The sequence below is a fragment of the Alteribacter populi genome (genome assembly GCF_002352765.1).
Lineage (GTDB): Bacteria > Bacillota > Bacilli > Bacillales > Salisediminibacteriaceae > Alteribacter > Alteribacter populi.
In genome coordinates, this window is sequence record NZ_KZ293963.1 from 1,111,572 (window position 1) to 1,123,624 (window position 12,053).

A 12,053-nucleotide genomic window follows, 5' to 3' on the forward strand; every position below is an offset into this window, starting at 1 on the left:
ACTTCACAGTAAAAAAACCTGCACAATGGCAGGTTTAGGGTATTATTCTTTTGCATGTTTATTCATTTGTTGGATTGCCGCTTTTTCTAAACGAGAAACTTGTGCTTGAGAAATTCCAATTTCATCTGCTACTTCCATTTGGGTCTTTCCTTGGAAAAATCGCATATCTAATATAAGCTTCTCCCTGTCATTTAACCGGATCATCGCTTCTTTTAAAGCGATTTCCTCGATCCACTGCGTGTCCTTTTGCTTGTCATCACTTATTTGGTCCATTACAAAAATAGGGTCTCCGCCGTCGTTATAAATCGGTTCAAATAACGATACCGGATCTTGAATCGCATCTAAAGCAAACACAATGTCTTCTTTAGGTACATCTAGCACCTTTGCAATTTCCTGAATTGTAGGTTCACGGTCTCGCCGTTTTTCATTCATGATCGTGTCTCTAATCTGTAATGCCTTATAGGCAATGTCTCGTAACGAACGGGAAACACGAATCGGATTGTTATCACGAAGATAACGGCGGATTTCACCAATAATCATCGGTACAGCGTAGGTGGAAAATTTGACATTTTGTCCTAAATCAAAATTGTCAATGGATTTCATAAGTCCAATGCAGCCGACCTGAAATAAGTCGTCTACATACTCTCCCCTATTGTTAAAGCGTTGAATCACACTTAAAACGAGGCGCAAGTTTCCATTTACAAGCTTTTCTCTGGCTGTAGTCTCACCATTTTGCATCTCTTCGAACAACACTCGCATTTCCTTGTTCTTGAGTACTGGTAATTTTGATGTATCTACACCACAGATTTCAACTTTGTTTCGTGTCAATGCCTTCCCTCCCAACAGGAGCTGATGTACAAGAATCAGTATCTCCTTGAGAGGGAAAATTATGCAGAAATTACTACTCTGAAAATTTACACTTTATCACGAAAAGCTTCAGGCCTTGATGTTGCTGCTATACCATTTTATTAAATTCTTTTCTTAAGCGTTTAATGATTCGCTTTTCCAATCTAGAAATATAGGATTGAGAAATGCCTAATAAATCGGCTACATCTTTCTGTGTTTTCTCTTCATCTCCTGCTAAGCCAAAGCGAAGCTCCATAATTTGCTTTTCACGAGCAGACAGCGTTTCTAGTGCTTTAACTAACAATTTACGATCTACTTTATCTTCAATACCCTTCGTAATAATGTTTTCCTCGGTTCCTAAAACATCCGACAGCAACAATTCATTACCGTCCCAATCGATGTTTAATGGTTCATCAAACGACACTTCTGATCGAATCTTATTATTTCTTCGCAAATACATTAATATTTCATTTTCTATACACCGCGAAGCATAGGTAGCAAGTTTAATTTTCTTTTCAGGATCAAACGTATTTACAGCCTTAATAAGGCCGATCGTCCCAATGCTTATGAGGTCCTCGATATTTATGCCAGTGTTTTCAAACTTTCTTGCAATATAAACGACTAGTCTTAAATTTCGTTCAATCAACATTGAACGAACGGCTTCATCCCCTTTAGGGAGCTTTTTAAGTAAATGTGCTTCTTCCTCTTTTGACAATGGCGGAGGTAGCGCTTCACTTCCTCCAATATAAAAAACTTCGTCAGACTTGATACCAAACTTCATCAGAAGTTTATACCACCATAATTTAACCTTCATCTTCAAAATCCGCATTGTTATCCCCCCAAATAAGTTCAAGCCGGTGATTGCTTTTGGTTTTGAAACATCCCCGGATGTAGAATACATTCGTAGTCATCAAGTGAAGATAATGGTGTATAGCTAAGCCCAATGAGCACTTGGTTACAAGAGAAGCTTTCTCCGATTTCTCCTGGGTGAATCACCACGGATTCAGGACGCAAAGCCCATAAAAATTGATGATTTTTCCCAACCGTTCGATAAGGGATCAGTGTCATCGTGTACTCTTGGACTGTCTCAAAATCAACAACACTCTCTGTTCCTTTTCGAGTAAATTCAATAAACTCAGAAGGGAATTCCTTTTCAAGTTGTGTCATATCTATAATCATGACTGGGCGATTGGAGATTGGGTCTTTTAATTGGTTTCCACTGTCTACAAACCCCTTGAGACTCAGCTGGATACCACTCACATTTACATCAACGTGCACAATCTGGTCAAAACGAATCTTGGCTGTTTCCACACCATGAATCGACTTTTTCGAAAAATAGTAGACGACTGGAAACCCAATCACTACAAACAACCAACTTATCGGACTACCAAATCCGCTTAATCTCGTGGCAAAGGTATCGTTTACTAAAAAGACTTCTGTTGAAAAAAAGGAGTGAGCAGCAATTAAACCTCCACCAGTGACAAAACTTACGAAATAAAACATCATCCAAACTTTGAAAAACGGTTTAAATCCTTTGAAACCAAAGGTAGTTAACACGATCCCAACGGAGTAAAGCACTTTAATTAAAGGATGGGCAACATAAGTAGTTAAAGGTGAGAATAAAATAAATAAGTACGATGAAGCAACCAATGCTCCTAAAACGAGCCGCCATTTACTCACAGACCGCTTAACCGTAATAGCCGTAAGTGCGAGAAGCATCCAGTCAATGAAAAAGTTCAACAGCCAAATCACATCTAAATAGAGCGTCATCGTATCGAAAACCTCTTTTAATATGGATTTTGAGATTAGTATAGCTTAACCAACTCTGTAAGTCTGTCACTTTTTGAATGTCACAAGCCTGTTATTTTGAATTTTTTTATGCTAATTTGTCATATTATATTTCTTTGAATGTTGTCTATGAGGAAACAATACTTGAAAGTCTACTTAGAGGCTAGAGAATTTCGTGAAGAAATGATAGATTTTCTTTTGGGTAGAGGGGAGTTCTATCTACTAAAAACGCAGCCACAATGGGCTGCGTTCTGATTCATCCGACTATCGACGACGACGGTTACGTAGGAACGTAGGAATATCTAAAGAATCGCCTTCGTTTTCCGGAGGTTGGGTGTATGTTTTGTTGTTAGTAGCAGGCTGGCTGCTTGGTTCCTGATAGGAAGGAGAAGCTGACTGCTGGTTATTCGTCGGTTCAGGTTTTTGTTGTACTGGTGCTTCACGACGGCTCGCATTCATTTGCTGGCGTTGCATCGCAGGAGCATCTGCTACGTCTTCAAAACCTGTAGCAATAACCGTAACAACAATTTCATCTTTTAAATTTTCATTAATTACGGAACCGAAAATCATGTTTACTTCACTATCAGATGATGAAGATACGATTTCAGCTGCTTCATGAACTTCAAATAAGCTTAAGTTGGACCCACCTGTAATGTTCATGAGCACACCTTGCGCTCCATCGATCGACGTTTCGAGTAGTGGTGAGGAAATCGCCTTTTTCGCCGCTTCAGCAGCACGGCTTTCCCCAGTTGCAATCCCGATTCCCATCAATGCAGAACCTTTTTCACTCATGATCGTCTTCACATCAGCGAAGTCCAAGTTAATGAGTCCAGGTACAGCAATTAAATCGGAGATCCCTTGTACACCTTGACGGAGAACGTTATCTGCTTCTCTGAACGCTTCAAGCATCGGTGTATTTTTATCAACGATTTCAAGTAGACGATCATTTGGAATGACAATGAGCGTATCTACTTTCTCTTTTAATGCACCAATTCCGCTTCCTGCTTGTGTCATTCTCTTACGCCCTTCAAAAGTAAATGGGCGAGTAACTACACCTACAGTTAATGCGCCGAGGTCTTTGGCAATTTCAGCAATAACAGGAGCAGCTCCTGTACCAGTACCTCCGCCCATGCCAGCTGTAATAAAAACCATATCTGCACCTTGAAGAACTTCTTCTAAATGCTCGCGGCTCTCTTCTGCTGCTTTTTTTCCGATATCAGGGTTGGCACCTGCACCAAGACCTCTTGTAAGCTTGCCGCCAAGCTGAAGTTTCTTTTCCGCTTTTGATAAGTGCAATGCTTGAGCATCGGTATTGACAGCGATAAACTCAACACCTTGTAGTCCATTTTCAATCATTCGGTTCACAGCGTTACTTCCTCCGCCACCGACACCGATGACCTTTATCGTAGCTAATTGTTCCATATCCATTTCAAACTCTAGCATTTCCGGTCCTCCAATCCATCATGATACACATGATATTCACTTTAAACTTATTCAAAAAATACTTTAAACCAGTTAGAGACACGTTTTTTTACACCCGCGTCATTCTGTTTCTTTTGTGGAGTTGATTGTTTTGATTTTTTCGTTGGTCGTTCCTGTAGTTCTTCGGTTCGTTCTTGTGGTACCGATGCTATCCCTGCAGCAATTTCTTTACCTTGAATTCTCGCACTGCGATGAGCGTATTGGATGAGACCGACACCATTTGTGTATTGTGGTTCTCGAACACCGATATAATCGGGAATTGCGACACGAACATTCTTTTGCAAAATTTCACGAGCTAATTCAAGTACACCTGGTATTTTAACTGTCCCTCCAGTGAGGACGTAGCCACCAGATACTTCGCCAAAGCCGAGTTTTTGCACTTCTTTATGAACTAACCCTAACATTTCTGCCATTCGGGGTTCAATAATTTCTGCTAAATCACTTTGCGAATATTCTTGTAACTCATCACTACCGATCTCCGAAACTTCGAAAAGCTCTTCGTCCGACGCATGATCAATATACGCACAACCATATTCTTTTTTAACTTTTTCCGCCTCATCAGTCGATGTTCTTAAGACTACTGAGATGTCATTTGTAATATGAACACCACCTAATGGGATAACCGTTGTTCCTTGCAGTGTGTCGTTTCTAAAGACCGAAATAGTAATCGATCCTCCTCCGATATCTACAAGAATGCAACCGAGACTTCTTTCGTCTTTTAGCAATGCAAATGATCCTGCAGCTAAGGGCTGAAGTGCAATGTCAGCAATATTGAGGCCTGCTTTTTCTACACATCTTAGTAAATTATGTAGCATCGTTTTCGAGGCTGTAATGATCGTACCTTCCATTTCCAGTCTGACACCGATCATACCGCGTGGGTCATTAATTTCATCGAGTCCGTCAACAATAAATTGCTTTGGGTGAACATTTACAATCTCTCTTTCTGGAGGGATTGAGACGACTTGTGCGGCATCAATGACTCGGATAATATCTTCGTCACCTATTTCCCGATCTTCACTCGAGACTGCAACGACTCCGTGGCAGGACTGAAGTTGAACATGGTTGCCTGAGACGCCTACAATGATATTTTCTATTTTGAGCCCGACCATTCGTTCTGCCTTTTCTACTGCTGCTTTAATCGAACGGACAGTCTCATCAATGTCCACGATCGAACCTTTTCTTATTCCTTCTGATTCTGCTTCTCCAACTCCAATAATATTCAACGTACCATTGGCGATTTCACCAATAATGACTCGGACAGCAGATGTGCCGATGTCCAACGTCACGTACGTGTCATGGTTGTTCATACTTTGGCACCTCCTTCGATTCCTCCATCTATGTAACATAGGTAATGATTCCAATGTTTCATTACTTCATCATAGCAGTTGTCCTATTACACACATTTAGAACTATAACCGATAGATTTGTAAGTACACAATGTATTCCACATCTTTTTTACATTCCCTCTTTTTTTACGTAATTTTACCGTAAAAAGTTAAGAAGGTTAAGGAATTGGTGTACCTTTTTTTCGTTTCTTAGACCAGCTTTCCAACAGTAAGCGTCTGATTTGAGCAATGTTATTAAATAAGCGTACACCAAAAGCAAAAACAGCAGCTAAGTATAAGTCTACACCAAGATGAACGCCTAGGAAAGCCAAACCCGCAGCTAAAATAATATTTGAGAAAAATCCTGTAATAAATACCTTTTCTTCAAACGTATTTTCTAAATATGCCCTTATTCCCCCAAAAAGCGTATCTAAAGCTGCCAGTACTGCAATTGAAAGGTAGCTCGTATACGCATCAGGCACGCGAATCCCCGTTGATAGACCTAATAAAATACCGACTAACAAACCAATAATCGGAAGCCACACCTTATGATTCCTCCTTTATTGGAGACATGTACCGAACACGAAGCGTTTGGTCATATGCCGGTAAAGTAAGTTCACTTACCGTGGTAGATGTGAGCTCCAGGTTTTCATAATGAAGATACTCCTTTATTTCCGAGGTCATCATGTAATGGTGTAATTGTTCCGGATCTTCAGTCAGCACTCTAACTTGTAATGGAAATGTTGTCATTCTACGGCTGTTTACGTGAGTTACACCTTGAACTTCCCGAATAGGAGTCGTTGATACTATTCGCTGAGAACCCACGGCAATGTCCTTCGCACCGTAAATATTTAATTCATTTATCAACATTCTTAATAAATGTGGTGGGACTGACCTAATCGCTCCTCCTTGGTAATCCTCATCAAAAACCGGGTTGACCTCAATAATAACACCTGAACCTGTAGCTTCAGTTAAACCTGCACTTTTACGCAAATCTTCAATCGCTTCTTCGATGACGGTCTCAACATTTTCAGTTTCTTGCAATTGTCCGAGCAACTCTTCTTGATTTCCAAGCTCTTCTATTAACTCCTGCTGGCGTTCTTTCTCAGCCGTAAGTTCTTGACGCAGTTCCATTACAGAACGTGTGTCACGTACATTCGGCTCCTTCGTAGTTTGAAATTGTATCGCTACCATAAAACCGACAATGGTAGTAATGATTGTAAAAACGATCATCCTATCTTTCATGAAAGACTCTCACCTTCTTCAAAGTAAGGGTCAAGAACGATTTCATTTTTCTTTTCCATCCGGACTTCGACATTCTCATTGACAAGTTGGTCCCGAACTCCACCTGATAAATTCAACGCCAATTCTAATTGTTCACTATCCCCAATGGCTGTAATGACAAACGGGGCAAATGAACGCTGACCATCAATTTCAATCACAGGCCCGATACACTGAATATAGGATTGGTGATTCACACGGTGCCCATTTACTGCAATGGCTTCTGCCCCTGTGACAATCAATTCGTCAATCACTTGCTGGACATGCTGCTCATGTACGATAAAATTATTAGCGTGTTGATCTTCAGGTATATATTCGGCATCATCGAGTCGAACTTCAATCCCTTCGCCTTTCACCGCGACTGCTCCTGTGATCATTCTCAATTTATCCATGTCTTCAACCAAATTAAAATTCCGTCTTTCATGGTTTGCCACGTCTTCTTCTACACGATTCATTTCAGTCTGAATGATCCGTAGCTCTTCCGTTAAGTTTCGATTAAGAGATTGTTGAATTAAAATCTCATTCCTTAATTCATCTTCCACTTCCCACTGGGAATTGGTCATCGTTTCTGAAGAGCCATTGTCATTTGTTAGCTGAAATGAAAAAGCAAGAATAAAACCGGCAACCAATAGCACGAAAGACAAAATGACAACATTACTCTTCAGTTTCACCTTCATCTTCCTCCCCGGTATAACTTTCAAAATAAGGACTCATTCTCATATGGATTACACCTTCTTGATCTGCTTCTAACTCTTCAACAATTGAAGGGTAGGGTGTAATTCTCTCTGAAAAATTCCTTAAAGTTGAATGAACTTCAAACCCATCATTCATAAAAACTTTCAGCTGTAACGGATCATTATCTGCTGGGGATAAGTGGATTTCTGAGATACGTTGATGTAGACTACCAGAAAGAATAGTAAGTTCTGAAGCTATTTCCCTCAGTTCCCCTTCTTGTGAGAAACCATAAATAACAGGTGCATCATACGGTTGTTCACGCCTGTCCGTTTCTCTTAATATATCACCAGTCTCCAAAACAGGAAGGTAGGAATCGTCTTCTACCACATAGGCAATACGGCTCAGTTCATCCATTTGAATGACGATTGTATTCGGTAGCCTTCTTGATAAAGTAACAGTGCCTATCTCAGGGTGAGCTTCTAACCGTTCTTCAATCCCGTCTTTATCATAGCGCCAAATACTTACATCCTCTAATAAATTTGATAGAGAAGTAACTTCTTCCTCCGTAACATGTTGATTTCCAATCACCTCTACTTCTTTCACGTGACTGAAAGACGATTGGAAATAGATTACCATTGTCATTAAAAGAAAGAATACAGAAACATATAAAATTAAACGTCGGTTTGCCCGTTGCTTGCGACGCTCTTTTAATGTAGGAATTCTCTCTTCAATTTCAACAACTTTTTTCTTCTCCATATTCGTCTTCCTCCATTATTAAGCAGGCATTAACTAAAAATCTTCACGGTTTTGGTCAAAGGAATGTGTTTTAAACACGGTTACTTCACCATCGTTTAATGGCTTGTACCACAACCGTTAATTAACAGGCTAGCGGGTTCGTTATTGAACTTCCCCCACCCATTCGACTTCTGTCGCCATCTTAATATCGTATTCTCTAGAGATAGTATCCTTTATATGATTGATGAGCTTAAGAACATCTTTTGCCGTCGCATCCCCTTTGTTTACGATGAAGTTGGCGTGCATCGTGGAAATTTGTGCTCCACCTATCGAATAGCCTTTTAGACCAGATTGCTCGATAAGCTGCCCAGCATAATGAGGGAGTGGGTTACGGAAAACACTGCCGCAGCATGGGTAATTCCAAGGTTGTGATTGGCGTCGGTAGTCTTTATTTTTCTGCAAAGTTGCTCTGACCTGCTCTTTATCTCCTTTTGACAAGCCAAATTCTGCTTCGATACATATACCGCGCTCACTTTGTAACTTAGTTGTTCGATACGAAAATGCCATTTCTTCACGATCAATCCATTTAAATGTACCATCAGGATATAAAATATGAGCACGGATAAAGATGTTTGAGATATCTGATCCATGGGCCCCGGCATTCATAAAGACAGCGCCCCCGACCGTTCCCGGAATCCCACCTGCAAACTCTAATCCGCTAAAGCCCTCCTTACTCATTAGCGTAGCAAGTTTAATAAGCGAAACCCCACCGCCCGCTCGAACTCTTGACCCTTCCAGCTTTATATCTGCTAATTCTTCGGTCAATTTAATTATCACTCCATGAAACCCTTCGTCTGATACGAGGAGGTTCGAACCCTTGCCAATTACAAACCATTCGACCTGAGACTTTTTGATAAACTCGACAGCTTTTTTTAATGCTTCCACGTGACCCGGAACAAAGAATAATGAAGCTGGTCCGCCAATCTTCCAGGTAGTATGGTTTTTTAGTGGTTCATTTTCTTTGATTTCTCCATCTTGAAGCCGTTCCAGTTTTTCTTTTAATGCCTTCACCTTTCGCCACCCCGTTCCAGCTATTGTTTTTCAGCTATAACTTCTTCCATTAGCTTCCTCAAAGTAGTTGCTGCTTCTGGAGTTCCCATGGCCTTTGCTGCTTCGTGCATGACTTGCCAGTTTTCTTTTTCAAGACTCGCATCCATTTCTTGAACGAGGCGATCGGCAGACAATTCTTTTTCCACGATCACTTTGGCTGCCCCGTTGTTTTCAAGAGCCCGAGCATTTTTTTCCTGATGATTATTTGTTACATACGGGCTCGGAACTAGCAATGAAGGCAGTCCGAGAGCCGTCGTTTCTGACAGCGTAGTTGCACCAGCTCTGGCTACTAAAAGATCGACGTGCTTTAACACTTGAGGCATATCGTGAATAAACGGAACACAGACGATATTGGTTAGCTCTCCAAATGTTGTTAATTCGGATTTAATTGACTCGTAATGAACGTCTCCTGTCACATAAAGACATTGAAAAGGTTTATCCTTCAATGCAGGTACTGCTTGTAAAAATGCTTCATTAATTGGCTTTGCACCGCGGCTCCCTCCAACAATTAACACTGTTTTTTGGTTCGGATCAAGCCCAAGCTCTGTTAGGCGCCCGCCGCTTTTTTCTAGGGACGCTTCATACACTTGTTGAGCGCGCGGGTTTCCAGTAAGTGCCACTTTTTCTTTAGGGAAAAAGGTTTTAGAGGCTTCAAAAGAAATAGCGACACGGTCCACGTATTTACTTAAAAACTTATTAGTTAAACCGGGAACGCTATTTTGTTCATGTATGAGTGTTGGAATTCGTTGTTTAGCAGCTGCAAAAACGACCGGACCACAAACATAGCCTCCTGTACCAATAACGACATCAGGGTGAAAATCACGAATGTACCTTTTAGCTGTAGATACTGCTTTTAAAAATCTGAGTACTGTTTTTACATTTTCAACGGACAATTTTCTTCTAAATCCCGAAATTGTTACCGTTTTAAAGGGAATTTGATTATCAGGAACAATTCTTGATTCAAGACCGTTATCTGATCCGATATATAAAAATTCCGCATTCGGTATTTCTTTTTTTATTTGTTCAATTAACGCGAGAGCAGGATAAATATGTCCGCCTGTTCCTCCGCCAGATATAAGTACTTTCATAAACTACCTCCAAAATGGTTCTTCCTTCTTATTATAGCTTAAATGCGAAAATCTTGATATGAGATATGAAAAATGTGGATATTTTTTTGAACTTTTTTTGAGCTTGAAAACCAGCTTTTATTTTTACAATGTTTTTCTATAAGTGCGTGTTCAAAAGGAGCATAAAAAGAGCCGAGTAGGTCGAGGAAGTCTTCGAGCACCAGAGCGACAAGCAAAGACTCTGATGTTAATACACGAGGAGCGGGGAAGCGAGAGTTCTTCCCTAGGATGGGCTGACTCCTGCGTTCGCCACAGGACGTGGCGGTATTTAACAGGAGATCCTATTCTACGACTGCTATTTTGCACAGCCTTCCGCTCTTTCGTTTCATAAATCAATAACGACAGTCTATGCGACCTTTTAACCAATGAAAATGAAAAAAGCCCTGCTTGAAAATAGCAAGGACCCTGGTTTTAATCGGCTGTTTTCGTAATGTTTGTTGCGCGGGTTTTGTTACCTGTTATGCCCTAGCAAAACGACTAACACTGAGTAGAATACCGATCGATGAAAGCATTAATGTTAATGAGGAACCTCCGTAGCTGAGTAATGGCAACGTAATCCCCGTAACTGGCATCAGTCCTGTAACGACGCCGATGTTAATCATCACTTGAATCGCAATCATTCCAATAATTCCAGTAGCTAAAAACGTGCCGAACAAGTCAGGTGCATGCAAGGCAATACGCAACCCCCGCCATAACAATATGGCAAACAAAATTAAAACAAACACTCCTCCGATAAAGCCCAACTCTTCTGCTAATATTGCATAAATAAAGTCCGTTTGCGGCTCGGGTAAATAAAAGTATTTTTGTCTGCTTTCTCCTAATCCCAGTCCTAGCAAGCCGCCTGGGCCGATAGCATAAAGAGATTGAATGATTTGAAAGCCGCTTCCTAGCGGGTCTTGCCATGGATCCAAAAATGAAACAATTCGCATCAGACGATAAGGTGCAGACAAAACCAGCCCAACTAGTCCACCTAGTCCTATCATGGCTAACACCAAAAAGTGAGAGGTTTTAGCTCCAGCGATAAAGACCATGACCACACAAGTTAGTACCATTACCATACCCGTACCTAGGTCTGGCTGCAGCATGATTAACGCGAATGCGGTTAGAACGAGACCTAACGTAGGGAATAAGCCTTTCTTCCAAGTCGTGATGTATTTTTGTTTTTCAGATAAGTATTTAGCCAGGAACACGATCATTGCGATTTTCATAAATTCCGAAGGCTGGATTGAAAATGCACCGACTCCGAGCCAGCTTTGGGCACCTCCGCGAACAAGTCCGACTCCAGGAATTAACACAATGACCAATAACCCAAAACAAACGACAAGCAAAAGCTTTGCCCACGACCGCCATGCCCAATAGTCAATCTGCATTAAAAATACCATAGCTATAATGCCTAGCGCAGCAAAAAACAACTGTCTTTTTAAAAAGAAAAACGAGTCAGCAAATTTAAAATCCGCCCATACAGCACTCGCACTATAAACCATGATCATTCCGACCGCTAATAAGGCAAGCGTTGCGGCAATTAAAATAAAATCAGGTGTTGTTTTCGTTTTTGGCAATAGAGACACCCCAGTCTTTTCTTCCATCTATCTAATAGAGTGGATTCATAAAGGAGGAAAAAGAGCGAAAAAGTTCAGCTTTTAATCGCGAACTTTTCCAACTACCTCTCTATTACCGATTGTAT

Annotated in this window: 12 protein-coding genes; all 12 read right to left on the reverse strand. The window is 40.8% G+C overall.

The window, feature by feature from the left end:
- Window positions 1–42: 42 nt before the first annotated feature.
- The gene (gene sigG, locus CDZ94_RS05415; protein WP_096435493.1) at window positions 43–888 is read right to left on the reverse strand and encodes an RNA polymerase sporulation sigma factor SigG; all 846 of its coding nucleotides are present in this window, start codon (window positions 886–888) and stop codon (window positions 43–45) included.
- 67 nt (window positions 889–955) lie between these two features.
- Window positions 956–1,675, reverse strand: a complete 720-nt coding sequence (gene sigE, locus CDZ94_RS05420; protein WP_096435494.1) for an RNA polymerase sporulation sigma factor SigE — start codon at window positions 1,673–1,675, stop codon at window positions 956–958.
- A gap of 20 nt (window positions 1,676–1,695) precedes the next feature.
- Window positions 1,696–2,616, reverse strand: coding sequence for a sigma-E processing peptidase SpoIIGA (gene spoIIGA / locus CDZ94_RS05425; protein ID WP_096435495.1), 921 nt, complete (start codon window positions 2,614–2,616; stop codon window positions 1,696–1,698).
- Window positions 2,617–2,898: 282 nt separating this feature from the next.
- Window positions 2,899–4,077 (reverse strand): cell division protein FtsZ, encoded by a 1,179-nt coding sequence (gene ftsZ / locus CDZ94_RS05430; protein ID WP_096435496.1) that lies wholly within the window; start codon window positions 4,075–4,077, stop codon window positions 2,899–2,901.
- 47 nt (window positions 4,078–4,124) lie between these two features.
- Window positions 4,125–5,423 carry a cell division protein FtsA gene (ftsA, locus tag CDZ94_RS05435; RefSeq protein ID WP_096435497.1) on the reverse strand — a complete coding sequence of 433 codons (1,299 nt, stop codon included), beginning with the start codon at window positions 5,421–5,423 and terminating at the stop codon, window positions 4,125–4,127.
- 197 nt (window positions 5,424–5,620) lie between these two features.
- On the reverse strand, window positions 5,621–5,986 hold the full coding sequence (locus CDZ94_RS05440) for a small basic family protein (protein WP_096435498.1): 366 nt from the start codon (window positions 5,984–5,986) through the stop codon (window positions 5,621–5,623).
- Between the two features lies 1 nt (window position 5,987).
- Window positions 5,988–6,686, reverse strand: coding sequence for a DUF881 domain-containing protein (locus CDZ94_RS05445; protein WP_096435499.1), 699 nt, complete (start codon window positions 6,684–6,686; stop codon window positions 5,988–5,990).
- Window positions 6,683–7,399, reverse strand: coding sequence for a DUF881 domain-containing protein (locus tag CDZ94_RS05450; protein ID WP_198520832.1), 717 nt, complete (start codon window positions 7,397–7,399; stop codon window positions 6,683–6,685). Before CDZ94_RS05450 ends, CDZ94_RS05445 begins: the two co-directional genes overlap by 4 nt.
- Window positions 7,377–8,153 (reverse strand): cell division protein FtsQ/DivIB, encoded by a 777-nt coding sequence (locus tag CDZ94_RS05455; protein ID WP_096435501.1) that lies wholly within the window; start codon window positions 8,151–8,153, stop codon window positions 7,377–7,379. The genes CDZ94_RS05450 and CDZ94_RS05455 overlap by 23 nt, the downstream gene beginning before the upstream one ends.
- 141 nt (window positions 8,154–8,294) lie before the next feature.
- The gene (gene murB / locus CDZ94_RS05460) at window positions 8,295–9,203 is read right to left on the reverse strand and encodes a UDP-N-acetylmuramate dehydrogenase (RefSeq protein ID WP_096435502.1); all 909 of its coding nucleotides are present in this window, start codon (window positions 9,201–9,203) and stop codon (window positions 8,295–8,297) included.
- A gap of 20 nt (window positions 9,204–9,223) precedes the next feature.
- The gene (gene murG / locus CDZ94_RS05465) at window positions 9,224–10,330 is read right to left on the reverse strand and encodes an undecaprenyldiphospho-muramoylpentapeptide beta-N-acetylglucosaminyltransferase (RefSeq protein WP_096435503.1); all 1,107 of its coding nucleotides are present in this window, start codon (window positions 10,328–10,330) and stop codon (window positions 9,224–9,226) included.
- Between the two features lie 497 nt (window positions 10,331–10,827).
- The gene (gene spoVE, locus CDZ94_RS05470) at window positions 10,828–11,928 is read right to left on the reverse strand and encodes a stage V sporulation protein E (protein WP_096435504.1); all 1,101 of its coding nucleotides are present in this window, start codon (window positions 11,926–11,928) and stop codon (window positions 10,828–10,830) included.
- Window positions 11,929–12,053 lie beyond the last annotated feature (125 nt).

Excerpts from the sequence above, each read along its gene's own strand:
- CDZ94_RS05445 (WP_096435499.1), bottom strand. The coding sequence starts at position 6,686 with ATGAAAGATAGGATGATCGTTTTTACAATCATTACTACCATTGTCGGT.
- sigE (WP_096435494.1), bottom strand. The coding sequence starts at position 1,675 with ATGCGGATTTTGAAGATGAAGGTTAAATTATGGTGGTATAAACTTCTG.
- CDZ94_RS05455 (WP_096435501.1), bottom strand. The coding sequence starts at position 8,153 with ATGGAGAAGAAAAAAGTTGTTGAAATTGAAGAGAGAATTCCTACATTA.
- murG (WP_096435503.1), bottom strand. The coding sequence starts at position 10,330 with ATGAAAGTACTTATATCTGGCGGAGGAACAGGCGGACATATTTATCCT.
- spoIIGA (WP_096435495.1), bottom strand. The coding sequence starts at position 2,616 with ATGACGCTCTATTTAGATGTGATTTGGCTGTTGAACTTTTTCATTGAC.
- CDZ94_RS05450 (WP_198520832.1), bottom strand. The coding sequence starts at position 7,399 with ATGAAGGTGAAACTGAAGAGTAATGTTGTCATTTTGTCTTTCGTGCTA.
- ftsA (WP_096435497.1), bottom strand. The coding sequence starts at position 5,423 with ATGAACAACCATGACACGTACGTGACGTTGGACATCGGCACATCTGCT.
- ftsZ (WP_096435496.1), bottom strand. The coding sequence starts at position 4,077 with ATGCTAGAGTTTGAAATGGATATGGAACAATTAGCTACGATAAAGGTC.